Source organism: Aeromicrobium sp. WCS2018Hpa-31, assembly GCF_031843905.1.
In the GTDB taxonomy this organism is placed as follows: domain Bacteria; phylum Actinomycetota; class Actinomycetes; order Propionibacteriales; family Nocardioidaceae; genus Aeromicrobium.
The window spans coordinates 96423-109206 of the sequence record NZ_JAVTJF010000009.1; the positions used below are offsets into that span (position 1 = coordinate 96423).

Below are 12784 nucleotides of genomic sequence, written 5' to 3' on the forward strand. Positions count from 1 at the left end.
AGCAGACGTGTCGCTGGGAGTCTCGTTCGACGACCCGACCCTCGAGGAGCGCGTGCGCCTCGGGGTGGAGGCCGTCGAGCGTCGCCTCGCCGAGGCCGTCGACAGCCCCGACCCGTTCGTGGCCGAGGCCGCCGCCCACCTCGTGAACGCCGGGGGCAAGCGGTTCCGGCCGCTGCTCGTGGTGCTCGCCGCGCAGCTGGGCGACCCCGACCACCCCGACGTCGTGCCGTCGGCGGTCGTCGTGGAGCTCACCCACCTGGCCACCCTGTACCACGACGACGTGATGGACGAGGCCCCGTTGCGGCGGGGGGCGCCGAGCGCCAACGACCGCTGGGGCAACTCGCTGGCGATCCTCGTGGGCGACTACCTGTTCGCGCAGGCCTCCGAGCTCGTCTCGACGCTGGGCACCGAGGCCGTGCGCATCCAGGCCGAGACCTTCTCGCGGCTCGTCCGAGGGCAGATCCGCGAGACCATCGGTCCGTCGGAGGGTGAGGACGCGCTGCAGCACTACCTCGACGTCGTGGCCGACAAGACCGGCTCGCTGATCGCCACGTCGGCGCGCTTCGGTGCGCGGGCCGCGGGCGCGGGCGAGCAGGTCGAGGCCGCGCTCACGGAGTTCGGCGAGCGCATCGGCGTGGCGTTCCAGCTGAGCGACGACGTGCTCGACATCGCCAGCGAGAGCGACGACTCGGGCAAGACGCCCGGCACCGACCTGCGCGAGGGCGTCCCGACGCTGCCCACGCTGCTCGCCCTGCGCGGCACCGACCCGGCCGACGCCGAGCTGCGCGAGCTCCTCGCCGGCCCGATCGAGGACGACGCCGTCGTCGAGGAGGTGCTCGCCGCGCTGCGGGTGCACCCGGCCATGGCCGAGGCGCGGGCGCACGTGCAGGCCGAGGCCGACGCCGCCCGGGCCCTGCTGGCCGACCTGCCCGACGTGCCGGCCCGCCGCGCCCTCGAGGCGCTCTGCGACTCCCTCGCCACCCGCCTGACCTGACGTCCCACCCCGCCCGCGCCCCCACCCCGCGTCAGGACGCGGTCCCCGGAGCGAACGGGGAGGTCAGCAGGCCTCGGCGTTCGCGGCGGTCTGGCGCAGGATGCGGCGCCGGTTGCCGATCGCGTCGATCGTGAAGATCACGAGCGCCGACCACACGAGGGCGAAGCCGATCCAGCGCGCGGTGCTCATCGCCTCGTCGAAGACGAACAGGCCGAGCAGGAACTGCAGGAACGGTCCGAGGTACTGCAGGAGCCCGATGGTGGTGAGCGACAGCCGGGTGGCGGCGGCCCCGAACATGAGCAGCGGGATGGCCGTGACCACACCGGTCCCGACGAGCAGCGTCGCATTCGCGGCGCCGGCGTGCCCGAAGGTCAGGTCGCCGCGCAGCTGGAGGACGACCAGGAAGGCCACGGCCACGGGCGCGAGGATGAGGGTCTCCATGCCGAGTCCCTCGAAGGCCCCGAGGGAGGCCCGCTTCTTGAGGAACCCGTAGGTCGCGAACGAGCCGGCTACCAGCAGGGCGATCCAGGGCAGACGTCCGTAGTCCACGGTGAGCACGACGACGGCCACGAAACCGATGCCGACGGCGGCCCACTGGGCCGGCCGCAGGGTCTCCTTGAGCACGAACACGCCGAGGAGGACGGTGACCAGCGGATTGATGAAGTAGCCGAGCGACGTCTCGATGACGTGCCCGTTGGTGACACCCCAGATGAACCCGCCCCAGTTGAGCGCGATCGTGACCGACGCGAGCGCGAGGAACAGCATGAGCGTGCGGTCACGGGCGATGTCGCGGAAGCGTCCCCACCGACGGGTCGCGGCGATGAGCACGAGCACGAAGACCAGCGACCACACGATGCGGTGGGCCAGCACCTCCAGTGGTCCGGCGGGCTCCAGCAGCGGCCAGTACAGCGGGAACAGGCCCCAGCAGAGGTACGCGCCGATGCCGTAGGGGAGCCCGCTGCCCTCCCGAGGCGCCGTCGTGGTGGGGGTGTCCTGCTGCGTCACCGTCCGAGCGTAGGCCCGGTCCGGTCCGGGTCGATGCGACGGGCCGTCCGGCCGGACGCGCACGGGGGTGGGCGATCGTCCACGATGGTGTCCATGACGTCGACACCACGCTGGTTCACCGACACCGACGAGAACCACTCCACCTGGTACCGCGACCGGTTCCGCGAGCTGGCGGCCGAGGGTGCCGACCTGGAGGGCGAGGCGCGGCTCGTCGACGCGCTGAGCCCGCGCGGCTCCCGGGTGCTCGACGCCGGGTGCGGTGCCGGACGTCTCGGCGGGACCCTGCACCGGCGGGGGCACGACGTCACCGGTGTCGACGCCGACGAGGTGCTGGTCGCCGAGGCCCAGGCCACGCACCCCGGGCCTCGCTGGCTGGTCGCCGACCTGGCCGACCTCGACCTCGGCGAGACGTTCGACGTCGTGGTCACGGCCGGCAACGTGATGGTCTTCCTGGCACCGGGCACCGAGCGGCAGGTGGTGCAGCGGCTCGCGAGCCACGTGAACGACGAGGGAGCGCTGGTGCTCGGCTTCCGCCTCGACTGGCACTACGGCCTGCCCGACCTCGACGCCGACCTCGAGGCCGCCGGCCTCGCCGTGGAGCAGCGGTTCGCCACGTGGGACCTGCGGCCGCTCACGCCTGCGTCCGACTTCGCGGTGACGATCGCCCGACGGCCCGCCTAGCGGTCTACGCTGCGGTCGTGGTGATCGACGGACGGGACGTGCTCGCAGCGGGGGAGTTCCAGGCCTACGACACCAGCCACGTGACGGTTCTCGTGCTGTTCGCCGTCGGCCTGGTGCCGATCGTGCTGCTCGGCCGGCGGGTGCGCGGAACGGCAGGGGAGGCCACGACGAGCCGCGTCCTCGCCGTCGGCATCGTCGCCGTGACGGTGCCCCTGCAGGTCCTGCAGCTGCTGCCGGCGGAGTGGAACCCGCGCACGTCGCTGCCCTTCCAGCTGTGCGACCTGGCCTGGATGTTCGCGGTGCACGCCCTGTGGACGCGTTCTCGTCTCACGTCGACCGTCACCTACCTCTGGGGCCTCACCCTCACGACGCAGGGCATGGCCACGCCCGACCTCGCCTCGGCGTGGCCCGAACCGAGGTTCGTCATGTTCTGGGCGATGCACCTGCTCATCGTGTGGGCCGCGGTCTACCTCGTCGTCGGGCTCGGCGTGCTGCCGACGTGATCGACCTACCGCCGCACGGTCGTGATCACGCTCGTGTGGGCGGTGTCGGTCATGGTCTACAACACGCTCGCCGACACCAACTACGGCTACCTCAACGGCAAGCCGAGCCGGGCCTCGCTGCTCGACGTCCTGCCGGCGTGGCCGTGGTACGTGGCGGTCGAGATCGCGGTGGTCGCCGCCGTCTGGGCGCTGCTGGTGTGGCCGTGGACGCGCGCCCGCACCGGCGCCCGCGCCGGCGCGGCGCACCCTGCATGAGAAGCCTCTCACCGTCGCGTCATGCCGCTCTCACGCACGGGGCCTTGCATGGGGACCACACCAAGCCCCCGAGGAGACCCCATGAAGACCACCCGCCTGCTCGCCGCCTCCGCCACCGCCCTCGTCCTCGCGCTCGGCATGACCGCCTGCGGCTCCGACGACGACGATGACGACGTCGTCCCCGCCGCCACCTCGGCGCCGTCCTCCACCGAGAGTGCGCCGGCGTCGGAGAGCCCGTCGGCCGGGTCCGCGAACGGCGGTGATGGTGACGACGTGACCGACGCCGACCTGCGCGGCCAGCTCGAGAAGGTCGCCCTCGACGAGGTCGGCCAGGGTCGCGTGACCGACGTCGAGCACAGCGACGACCGCGACCACGCCTACGAGGTCGAGGTCGACCTCGGCAACGACGACGACGTCAGCGTCGAGATCGCCGAGGACCTGTCGGTCGTCCGCGTCGACCGCTGACCCGGTCCGCGGCCCGGCGTCGCAAGCCCGCCGGACCGCGCCCGGAGTGGGCGCTGCGCCGCTGCGCGCGAGAAATGGCTGGGAGCACGACGCCGCTCGCCGCTAGGGTCGCCCGCATGACGACGCCCGAGGGACCGACCGGGCCCATCGATCGCGAACGTCAGTGCTTTCACTGCGGTCGAGAGGTCGACGCCGACGGGGAGCAGGCGATCACGCTGGTCGTGGGACGCTCCGAGCTGCTCGACCGAGGCGAGGAGCGGCTCTTCCGCCGAGAACAGGTCTTGCTGTTCTGCGACCTGGCGCACGCCAACGCCCACCTCGCCCGGCATCCCCTGCAGGATGAGTGGCCGGACTCTGAGGTCGTCGACCTCGATGACGAGAGCTTCCTCGGGGTCATCGGCTGCTTGCTGCTCGCCGTGGCGCTCCTCGTCGTGCTCGGCGTCGGGGCCACGGTCAGTGCCGCGTGGCTCTGGGACGCGGTGGCCTGAGCCTCCGCACGCCGCACGTCAGCGGTAGTTGACGAACTGCACCGCGAAGTCGAGGTCGGCACCCTTCAGCAGCGCGATGACCTCCTGGAGGTCGTCGCGCTTCTTGCTGGTGACGCGCAGCTCGTCGCCCTGGATCTGGACCTTGACGCCCTTGGGCCCCTCGTCGCGGATGAGCTTGGAGACCTTCTTGGCCTGCTCGGTGCTGATGCCCTGGCTGAACGTGCCGTTGATCTTGACGTCCTTGCCGCTCTGGCGCGGATCGCCGGTCTCGAGCGCCTTGAGGCTGATGCCGCGCTTGACGAGCTTCTCCTTGAAGACGTCGAGCACGGCGAGAGCGCGCTCGTCGGCGTTCGCGGTGATCTCGATGCCCTCCTCGCCCTTCCACTCCAGCAGTGCGCCGGTGTTCTTGAAGTCGTACCGGGTGGAGATCTCCTTCATCGCCTGGTTGAGGGCGTTGTCGGCCTCCTGACGGTCGAGCTTGCTGACGATGTCGAACGAGGAGTCGGCCACGGTTCTCTCTCCTGTGCTGGCTGGGACGGCGAAGGGGCGGGACCCGCGGGTCCCGCCCCTCAGACTAGGCGCTCGCCTCGAGTGCCCGCCGTGCCGTCCGCCGCCCCAGGCCGTGACGCAGCCCCGGCACCCTGCCGGGCCGTCCGCCGCCCCAGGCCGTGACGCAGCCCCGGCACCCCCGCCGGGTCAGGCCGCCAGGAAGTCGTCGATCTGGCCCATGGCGGCGCGCGCGCCCTCCTCGACCCCCATGTCGAGCACCTGCTGCAGGGCCTCGGCGGTCGGGTAGGTGGAGACGTAGGTGGCGCGGGCGCCGCCGTCGATCGGCTCGAAGCGGAAGCTGTTGGTCGAGGACGGCATGCTCTCGACGGGGTTCAGGTCCGCGTCGGCGAAGCCGTCCCGCACCTCGAAGCCGTGCGGGGCGTCGACGGAGACCACGTCCCAGTAGCCGCCGTACTTCTCGCCCTCCGGGCCGGTCATGTAGTAGGTGATGCGGCTGCCGGGCGTCAGGTCGTGGTCGACGAACGTCGCGGGGTGGGTGGGCGGTCCCCAGATCTTCTCCAGCTGGCGGGGGTCGGCGTAGATGCCGAACACGCGCTCGACGGGAGCGGCGAACTCGGCGGTGATGGTGATGGTGCGCTGGTCCAGGTCCTTCTGGACGTCGATGACGGGCATGTCACTTCTCCTGGGTGGTGTGGGTGGTGGTGTGGTGCTGCTCGGGCGGTGTGGCGGATGGTGCGGTGGGTTGGGCGAGGAGGTCGTCGATCCGGGCGACGCGTCCGCGCCACACGGCCTCGATCTCGCCGAGCATCGAGGCGACGGACCGCACGGCCTCGACGTCCCCGCTCGCGAGGGCCTCGCGGCCGACCCGACGCTTGGTGACCAGACCGGCCCGTTCGAGCACCGCGACGTGCTTCTGCACGGCGGCGAAGCTCATCGGGTAGTGCTCGGCGAGCCGGCTCACGGAGTGCTCCCCGGCCAGCACGCGGCGCAGGATGTCGCGCCGGGTCCGGTCGGCCAGGGCGCCGAACAGGGCATCGGCCCGGTCGTCGTCCTGGTGATCGCTCATGAGCACAACCTACAACTAAACGGTTGTAGGTTGTCAACCCCTTCGACGGCACGGATGCGGTTGGGCCGCGCAGGCCCCTCTGCGGTATGGTTTCTCGTCGTTGCCCGTCTCGGCGGGCAGCATCCCTGGCAGGTTGCCCGAGCGGCCAAAGGGAGCTGACTGTAAATCAGCCGGCATTGCCTTCGCAGGTTCGAATCCTGCACCTGCCACAGCGTGAGAGAGTCGCTGGAACCGACGGGCCTCGTCGGGCGAGAGCCCGCCGGGGCCCGTCGTCGTCCGGTCGACGTCCTCCTCGAGGAGGACACCTGATGGGCACTCGCGCACGATGTGGCGTGATGGTCCGACGGCCGAGGCTGGACGCATGTCGAGAACACGTTTCCGGGCCGCGGTCGCCGCGGCCCTCGCCCTGCCCCTGCTCACCGCCTGCGCGGCCGGCGCCTCGCCGCCGCCTCCTCCACCCTCGGGTGCGACGCCTGCGGAGGCCCGGCCGCTGCAGGCCGACGACGTGGACGCCTGGCTCGACGGCTTCGTCCCCGCCGCGCTCGATCGCGAGGGGGTGCCGGGCGCGACCGTCGCCGTGGTGAGCGACGGGAAGGTGCTCACCACCCGCGGCTTCGGCTGGGCCGACCGTGACGAGCGGATCCCGGTGGACCCCGACGAGACGCTGTTCCGCATCGGGTCGGTGTCGAAGGTCTTCACGGCCACCGCGGTCATGCAGCTCGTCGAGCAGGGGGACGTCGACCTGGACGCCGACGTGGCCGAGTACGTCGACGTCGAGGTCGAGCGCCCGGTCAGCCTGCGCCAGCTGCTCAGCCACACGGGCGGCTTCGAGGAGTCCGTCAAGGGACTCATCCGCGGACCCGACGAGACCGTCGACCTGGAGGAGGTCCTGACCACGGACCCGCCGGAGCAGGTCTACGAGCCGGGCACGACGCCGGCCTACTCCAACTACGGCAACGCCCTGGCCGGGCTGGTGGTGCAGGAGGTCAGCGGCATGCCCTTCGAGCAGTACGTGAGCGAGCGGGTGCTGCAGCCGGCGGGCATGACGTCGTCGTCGTTCGCCCAGCCCTTGGAGCCGGCGCTCGCCGACCGCCTGGCGAAGGGCTACCCCGGCGCGACCGGCCCGGCGTCCGCGTTCGAGGTCGTGGGTACCCCGCCGGCCGGGGCGCTGACGTCGTCGGCCCCCGACATGGCGGCCTTCATGCTCGCCCACCTCGGGCAGGGCGCCGATCTGCTGGAGCCGGACGCGCTGGAGCAGATGCACGCTCCCGCCCTGGACGAGTCGACCCTGGGCGGGCTCGCCGCGGGACAGCGGATGACCCTCGGCTTCTTCGACCGCAGCCGCAACGGTCGCCGCGCCCTCGAGCACGGTGGTGACACGACGGTCTTCCACGCCGATCTCGAGCTGTGGCCCGACGACGGTGTCGGTGTCTTCGTGGCGATGAACGGGTCGGGACGCGAGGGGTTGTCGACGGCGCGCCTGCGCGACGGCCTGCTCGACGCCTTCGCCGACCGCTACCTCCCGGGTCAGGACCGGTCCACGCCGACGGTCGACGAGGCTTCGCGTGACCGCGCCGCCGCGCTCGCCGGGACCTACGAGACCTCCCGCACCATCCGCAGCAACTTCCTCGCACTCGCCTTCGCGACCGGGCAGACGACCATCGAGGACGACGGGCAGGGCCGGGTCGTGCTGAGCCCCGGGCCGACGACGGGGGAGCCGACCGAGTACGAGGAGGTCGAGCCGTGGCTGTGGCGCGAGGTCGGCGGTTCGCGGACGCTCGCGGCACGCGTCGAGGACGGCCAGGTGGAGGCCGTGGGCCTCGACAACGCCTTCGCCCTGCTTCCCGTCGGCGCCTCCCGGCAGGCGTCGGTGGTGCTGCCGGTGGTCGGTGGTTCCGTGCTGGTGCTGGTGCTCGCCGTGGTCACGTGGCTGGTCGCGGGTCCCGTGCGGTGGCTCCGCAAGGCCCCTCGACCCGGGCGGCGGGGCCGGACCGTGCGGGTGCTCACGCGGGTGGGTGTCGGGTCGGCGGTGCTGGCCCTGGTGGGCTGGGTGCTCGTCGTCTCTCAGGTGATGGCCCTCGGCACCCCGCCGTCCGCGACGACGATCCGCGTCGTCCAGGTGCTGCAGCTGCTCGGGCTGCTGGCCGTCGTCCCCGCCACGGCATGGCTCGTGGCACGCGTGCGCGACCGCGCCGGGCTGCTCAGGGTCGCCGGAGCCGCCGGGGTGGTCCTGGCCCTCGGTGGTCTCGGGTGGGCGGCGACGACGTTCCACCTCCTCGGCGCGGACATCACCTACTGATGGCGGTAGCGTCGCGGGCGAGCCGGAAAGGGTCTGTCATGCACTGGAGCAGCGCGGTCGATCGCTGGCTGGCGCGCTGGGGCGTGACCGGGCCGGCCGCCCGCGACCGTCTGCTCGCCGTGCTCCTGGCGGTGCTGTCGGTGGCGGTCCTCGTGCCGCTGCTGCGGCTGCCGGTCGTCGGCATCGATGCCCCGGCCGTGGAGCTCGCCGTCGCCGCGGTGGTGGTCGCCCAGTGCCTGGTGCTCGCGGTGCGCCGTTCGCACCCGGTGGCCTGCCTCTGGGTCGTGGCCGCTCTGCAGGTGGTGGTCGTGGTGCTCGTCCCGTCCGACGTGGCGATGCGGGGACCAGCCGTGCTGGTGGCCGCCTACACGGTCGGGACGCTGCTGGTCGGGCGTCGGGCCGTGGTCGTCACCGCGGTGGCGGTGGGCATCGAGGCCGGCGGAGGGCTGGTGGTGGGGCTGGCTCGCGGTGCCGTGGTGGACGGCCTGCTCGGGGCTCTCGGTGCGCTGGTGATCGTCACGGCCTCGACCCTGGTCGGGCTGAACGTCGGCACCCATCGCCGGTACGTGGGCCTGCTCCGTGAGCAGGCTGTGGCGACCGAGCTGGCGCAGGAGGTGCGTGTAGCGGCCGCCATCGACGCGGAGCGGTCCCGCATGGCTCGTGAGCTGCACGACGTGGCCGCCCACCACCTGTCCGGCATGGTCGTGCAGGCGTCGGCGGTACGGCGGCTCCTCGACCGCGACCTCGACGCGGCGCGCGCGGGTGTCGAGGCCATGCGTCTGCAAGGTCGCAGGACGCTCGACGACCTGCGCATGCTGGTGGGCGTGCTGCGTGACCCCGACGGTGTGGCCGACGGGGCACCGGTGCCCGGACTCGGGCGCCTGCAGGAGCTGGCCGACGTCGCCCGCGGCGTCGGTGCCGAGGTCACCGTCACGGTGCACGGCCCGGTGCGCGACCTCGCCCCGCTCGTCGACGCCACCTGCTACCGCGTGGTGCAGGAGGCGCTGTCCAACTGTCGTCAGCACGCGCCCGGCGCACCGGTGGAGGTGGTCGTCGAGCACGGCGACTCCGTGGTGGTGACCGTGCAAAACGCCGCCGCCGCCGCCCCGTCCACGGCCCGCCCCGGGGGTGTCGGTCTGGTGGGCATGCGCGAACGGGTGCAGCTGGTCGGCGGCACGCTGGAGGCCGGGCCCGTCGACGGCGGGTGGCGGGTCCGGGCCGTCCTGCCGGGACGCGAGGAGCGCGCGTGATCCGGGTGCTGCTGGTCGACGACCAGGCCGTCGTGCGCGCGGGGTTCCGTGTGTTGCTGGAGGAGCACGACGACGTCGAGGTGGTGGGCGAGGCGTCCACCGGGCCGGACGCCGTGCGCCTCGCGCGGCACGTCCGCCCCGACGTGGTGCTGATGGACGTGCGGATGCCCGGCGGGGACGGGCTCACCGCGACCCGCGAGATCGTCGCAGCGGCGGAGACGGTGGAGGACTGGCGGCCCGCCGTGCTGGTCGTCACCACGTTCGACCTCGACGACTACCTGTTCGGTGCCCTCGAGGCCGGCGCCGGCGGTTTCGTGCTGAAGGACTGCGAGCCCGAGGAGCTGATCGACGCGGTGAGGCGTCTGGCGGCGGGGGAGGGTCTGCTCCACTCGACCGTCACCCGTCGCGTGATCGCGGAGTTCGGCCGCCGGCGTGGTGTGCCCGTGCCGTCGCCCGAGGCGGACCTCCTGACCGACCGCGAGCGCGACATCGTCCGTCTGCTCGCCCAGGGGATGTCGAACGCGGAGATCGCGGACTCGCTGGTCGTGGAGACGACCACCGTCAAGTCGCACCTGAGCCGGGCGATGACCAAGCTCGGCGCCCGTGACCGTGTCCAGGTCGTGGTCTGGGCGCACCGCAACGGCCTGGGGTCCTGACGGCACCAGGACTGCGACGGGGCAGCCGCGGTTCAGGCGCCGGCGCCCACGGCGAACCGGCGACGGTAGGAGGTGGGGGTGGTGCCGTAGGCGTCGGTAAAGCGCTGGCGGAACGTGACGACGCTGCCGAAGCCGCACCGCTGCGCGACCGACGCGACCGGCAGGTCGGTCCGCTCCAGCAGGCGGCGCGACTCGTCGAGGCGGCGTCCGGACAGCCACCGCGCGGGGCTCGCGCCGGTGGCCTCGGTGAAGCGACGGGTGAAGTTGCGGGTGCTCATCCGTGCATGGTCGGCCATCGCCTCGACGGTGATCCGCTGGTCCAGGTGCTCGATGGTCCACGCGATGGTGTCACCGAGCTGTCCGACGCCGTCGGGCTCGGGCATGGGGCGAGCGATGTACTGCGCCTGCCCGCCCTCGCGGTGGGGTGCGACGACGAGGTGCCGGGCGAGGGTCGTCGCCGCCTCGGAGCCGAGCTCGCGTCGGACGACGTGCAGGCAGGCGTCGATGGCCGAGGCCGTCCCGGCCGAGGTGAGCACGTCGCCGTGGTCGACGTAGATCGCGTCGGCGTCGACGTCGACGTCGGGGTACCGCGCCGCCAGGTCCTTGGCGGCGCCCCAGTGGGTGACCGAGGACCGTCCGTCGAGCACCCCCGCTCCGGCCAGGGGGAACGCACCCAGGCACAGCCCCACCAGGCGAGCACTCCGCCCGGCCGCCTCCCTGATCACCGTGTCCACGGTGTCGTCGGCCGGGCGCAGGTCGGCGGGCCACGAGGGGAAGACGAGCAGGTCGGCGTCCGTCGTCGCGTCGGGACCGGCCAGGTCGCCGAGCGAGACTCCCTCCGCCGTCGTCACGCGGGCCTCGCTGCTCCAGACGGTGGTGCGCCAGGTGGTGTCGAGGCCGAGCCGCGCGACCTCGGCGAAGACGGTCGTCGGCACGGACAGGTGGAACAGGCTGATGCCGTCGAAGGCGTGGACCGCGATCCGCATGATTGTCCTGGAAGCATCGATAGGTGGCGTTCGGGCCACTCACGGTACCTGGCCCCCACCCCGAGGATGGAGGTCCACCCGGACGAACCAAGGAGCACCATCGTGACCGCCACTCGCCGCGCCCTCGTCGTCGTCGACGTCCAGAACGAGTACGTCGACGGTCCGCTCGAGGTCCAGCACCCACCCCGCGAGGAGTCGCTCGCCAACATCACCCGAGCCATCGACGTCGCCGTCGAGCTCGACGTGCCGGTCCTGGTGCTCCAGCACGAGCTGCCGGAGGGTTCGCCCGTCTTCGCGGTCGGCTCGAAGGGCTGGGAGCTGCACCCGGAGGTCGAGCGCCGCCTGAGGCCGGAGTTCGGACGCGCCTCGAAGGTCCACGGCAGCGCGTTCAGCGCCGACGGTGTCACCGAGTGGCTCGCCGACCAGCAGGTCGACACGATCACGATCGTCGGCTACATGACCAACAACTGCGACCTCGCCACGGCCGCCGACGCCGAGACGCGGGGCATCGCCGCCGAGGTGCTGTCGGACGCGACCGGGGCCGTCCACCTCGCGAACGAGGCGGGGAGCGCGTCGGCCGAGCAGGTGCACACGACGCTGATGGTGCTGCTCAACTCCAACTTCGCCGCCGTCGGGACCACGGACGACTGGGTCGAGGCCGTCCGGGCGGGCACCGCGCTGCCGAAGAGCGACCTGGGCACCTCCGCCGTGCAGGGGCGAGAGAGATTCAGCGGCTGAGCGCCGTCCCCGCCGGGGCGCCTCTCGCGTCCCGGAAGGGGCTCCGACCGGTCACGGCAGGCGGTTGAGGCTGCGGACCTGGCGGTCGAAGGCCGCTCGCGGGGCGAGCCGTCGCAGGACGGACACCCGCCGCGCGAGGGGGCCCGCCGGGTAGCGGACGCGAGGTCGGCGGTCGGTGGCCGCCTTCGCGACGACGCCGGCGACGACGGCCGGATCGTCGGCACCGCGCATGGCGCCGGCGAGCACGTCGGCCGCGGTGTCCCGCTGCGCGTCGTACCCGGTGAGAGGTCGGTCCGGAGCGAGGGCGCTGCCCTCGAAGGACGTGCTGGTGTAGGCGGGCTCCACCAGGAGCACGCGCACCCCGAGGGCGCGCACCTCGTGGTCGAGCGACTCCGAGTAGCCCTCGAGCGCGTGCTTCGTGGCGGAGTAGACCGCCATGAAGGGTGCGGGCATCAGGCCCAGCACCGACGAGACGTTGACGACCCGTCCGCTGCCGCGTCCGCGCATGTGCGGGAGGACGGCGTTCGTCATCCGCATGGCACCGAGCACGTTGACGTCGAACACCCGGGCGGCCTGCTCGGCCGAGCTCTCCTCGGCGGCGCCGAGCAGCCCGATGCCGGCGTTGTTGACGAGGACGTCGATCCGTCCGAACCGGTCGAACACGTCCTGCACGAGTGCGGTCGCCGACGTGTCGCTGGTGACGTCGAGCGGCAGGAGCAGCACGCCGTCGGTGTCGGGTTCGCCGCTGCCGCGGCGGCTGGTGCCGACGACGACGAACCCGCGTGCTGCGAGCGCCCGGGCGGCGGCCTGGCCGATGCCCGACGACGCACCGGTCACGATGGCGACGGGGCGTGCTTCGTTCATGTGGTCCTCCGTGGTGGGGGTGAG

The 12784-nt window shown here is 72.6% G+C and carries 16 protein-coding genes and 1 tRNA gene; 11 read left to right on the forward strand and 6 right to left on the reverse strand.

What is annotated here, in order from left to right:
* The first annotated feature begins 13 nt into the window (after positions 1-13).
* Positions 14-994, forward strand: a complete 981-nt coding sequence (locus tag RQG84_RS13020) for a polyprenyl synthetase family protein (protein ID WP_396135315.1) — start codon at positions 14-16, stop codon at positions 992-994.
* 63 nt (positions 995-1057) lie between these two features.
* On the opposite strand, the gene rarD is transcribed toward RQG84_RS13020, so the two are convergent.
* On the reverse strand, positions 1058-1999 hold the full coding sequence (gene rarD, locus RQG84_RS13025) for an EamA family transporter RarD (RefSeq protein WP_257729552.1): 942 nt from the start codon (positions 1997-1999) through the stop codon (positions 1058-1060).
* A 93-nt stretch (positions 2000-2092) separates the two neighbouring features.
* Between rarD and RQG84_RS13030 the strand changes: the two genes are divergently transcribed.
* The 5 genes from RQG84_RS13030 (at position 2093) to RQG84_RS13045 (ending at position 4391) form a co-directional block, all read left to right on the forward strand.
* Positions 2093-2680: a methyltransferase domain-containing protein gene (locus RQG84_RS13030; protein WP_311210365.1), complete on the forward strand. Its 588-nt coding sequence runs from the start codon at positions 2093-2095 to the stop codon at positions 2678-2680.
* A gap of 17 nt (positions 2681-2697) precedes the next feature.
* Positions 2698-3183, forward strand: coding sequence for a TIGR02206 family membrane protein (locus RQG84_RS18110; protein ID WP_396135301.1), 486 nt, complete (start codon positions 2698-2700; stop codon positions 3181-3183).
* A 21-nt stretch (positions 3184-3204) separates the two neighbouring features.
* Positions 3205-3438, forward strand: a complete 234-nt coding sequence (locus RQG84_RS18115) for a hypothetical protein (RefSeq protein ID WP_396135303.1) — start codon at positions 3205-3207, stop codon at positions 3436-3438.
* 81 nt (positions 3439-3519) lie between these two features.
* Positions 3520-3903, forward strand: coding sequence for a hypothetical protein (locus RQG84_RS13040; protein WP_311210366.1), 384 nt, complete (start codon positions 3520-3522; stop codon positions 3901-3903).
* Positions 3904-4019: 116 nt separating this feature from the next.
* Positions 4020-4391, forward strand: a complete 372-nt coding sequence (locus RQG84_RS13045) for a hypothetical protein (protein ID WP_311210367.1) — start codon at positions 4020-4022, stop codon at positions 4389-4391.
* An 18-nt stretch (positions 4392-4409) separates the two neighbouring features.
* On the opposite strand, the gene RQG84_RS13050 is transcribed toward RQG84_RS13045, so the two are convergent.
* The 3 genes from RQG84_RS13050 to RQG84_RS13060 form a co-directional block, all read right to left on the reverse strand.
* Positions 4410-4901: a YajQ family cyclic di-GMP-binding protein gene (locus tag RQG84_RS13050; RefSeq protein WP_055964084.1), complete on the reverse strand. Its 492-nt coding sequence runs from the start codon at positions 4899-4901 to the stop codon at positions 4410-4412.
* Between the two features lie 186 nt (positions 4902-5087).
* Positions 5088-5573, reverse strand: a complete 486-nt coding sequence (locus RQG84_RS13055; protein ID WP_311210368.1) for an SRPBCC domain-containing protein — start codon at positions 5571-5573, stop codon at positions 5088-5090.
* Between the two features lies 1 nt (position 5574).
* Complete coding sequence (locus tag RQG84_RS13060; RefSeq protein WP_311210369.1) at positions 5575-5967, reverse strand: metalloregulator ArsR/SmtB family transcription factor; 393 nt, start codon at positions 5965-5967, stop codon at positions 5575-5577.
* A 127-nt stretch (positions 5968-6094) separates the two neighbouring features.
* Between RQG84_RS13060 and RQG84_RS13065 the strand changes: the two genes are divergently transcribed.
* The 4 genes from RQG84_RS13065 to RQG84_RS13080 all read left to right on the forward strand — a co-directional run bounded on the left by RQG84_RS13065 (position 6095) and on the right by RQG84_RS13080 (position 10172).
* A tRNA-Tyr gene (locus RQG84_RS13065) sits at positions 6095-6176 on the forward strand.
* 152 nt (positions 6177-6328) lie between these two features.
* Entirely contained in the window at positions 6329-8266 is a 1938-nt protein-coding gene (locus tag RQG84_RS13070; RefSeq protein ID WP_311210370.1) for a serine hydrolase domain-containing protein, read from the forward strand.
* 38 nt (positions 8267-8304) lie between these two features.
* Positions 8305-9516, forward strand: a complete 1212-nt coding sequence (locus RQG84_RS13075; RefSeq protein ID WP_311210371.1) for a histidine kinase — start codon at positions 8305-8307, stop codon at positions 9514-9516.
* Positions 9513-10172, forward strand: a complete 660-nt coding sequence (locus RQG84_RS13080) for a response regulator transcription factor (protein WP_311210372.1) — start codon at positions 9513-9515, stop codon at positions 10170-10172. Before RQG84_RS13075 ends, RQG84_RS13080 begins: the two co-directional genes overlap by 4 nt.
* Positions 10173-10204: 32 nt before the next feature.
* Here RQG84_RS13080 and RQG84_RS13085 read toward each other — a convergent pair whose 3' ends face one another.
* The gene (locus RQG84_RS13085) at positions 10205-11158 is read right to left on the reverse strand and encodes a helix-turn-helix domain-containing protein (protein WP_311210373.1); all 954 of its coding nucleotides are present in this window, start codon (positions 11156-11158) and stop codon (positions 10205-10207) included.
* 102 nt (positions 11159-11260) lie between these two features.
* Here RQG84_RS13085 and RQG84_RS13090 point away from each other — a divergent pair, with 102 nt between their 5' ends.
* A complete protein-coding gene (locus RQG84_RS13090) occupies positions 11261-11896 on the forward strand; it encodes an isochorismatase family protein (protein WP_311210374.1) in 636 nt (211 codons plus the stop codon).
* 51 nt (positions 11897-11947) lie between these two features.
* On the opposite strand, the gene RQG84_RS13095 is transcribed toward RQG84_RS13090, so the two are convergent.
* On the reverse strand, positions 11948-12760 hold the full coding sequence (locus RQG84_RS13095; RefSeq protein WP_311210375.1) for an oxidoreductase: 813 nt from the start codon (positions 12758-12760) through the stop codon (positions 11948-11950).
* Positions 12761-12784: the final 24 nt, after the last annotated feature.

Bases quoted from the DNA above. Each gene is read 5' to 3' on its own strand.
- RQG84_RS13030 (WP_311210365.1), top strand. From the start codon at position 2,093: ATGACGTCGACACCACGCTGGTTCACCGACACCGACGAGAACCACTCC.
- RQG84_RS13040 (WP_311210366.1), top strand. From the start codon at position 3,520: ATGAAGACCACCCGCCTGCTCGCCGCCTCCGCCACCGCCCTCGTCCTC.
- RQG84_RS13045 (WP_311210367.1), top strand. From the start codon at position 4,020: ATGACGACGCCCGAGGGACCGACCGGGCCCATCGATCGCGAACGTCAG.
- RQG84_RS13055 (WP_311210368.1), bottom strand. From the start codon at position 5,573: ATGCCCGTCATCGACGTCCAGAAGGACCTGGACCAGCGCACCATCACC.
- RQG84_RS13060 (WP_311210369.1), bottom strand. From the start codon at position 5,967: ATGAGCGATCACCAGGACGACGACCGGGCCGATGCCCTGTTCGGCGCC.
- RQG84_RS13070 (WP_311210370.1), top strand. From the start codon at position 6,329: ATGTCGAGAACACGTTTCCGGGCCGCGGTCGCCGCGGCCCTCGCCCTG.
- RQG84_RS13075 (WP_311210371.1), top strand. From the start codon at position 8,305: ATGCACTGGAGCAGCGCGGTCGATCGCTGGCTGGCGCGCTGGGGCGTG.
- RQG84_RS13085 (WP_311210373.1), bottom strand. From the start codon at position 11,158: ATGCGGATCGCGGTCCACGCCTTCGACGGCATCAGCCTGTTCCACCTG.
- RQG84_RS13095 (WP_311210375.1), bottom strand. From the start codon at position 12,760: ATGAACGAAGCACGCCCCGTCGCCATCGTGACCGGTGCGTCGTCGGGC.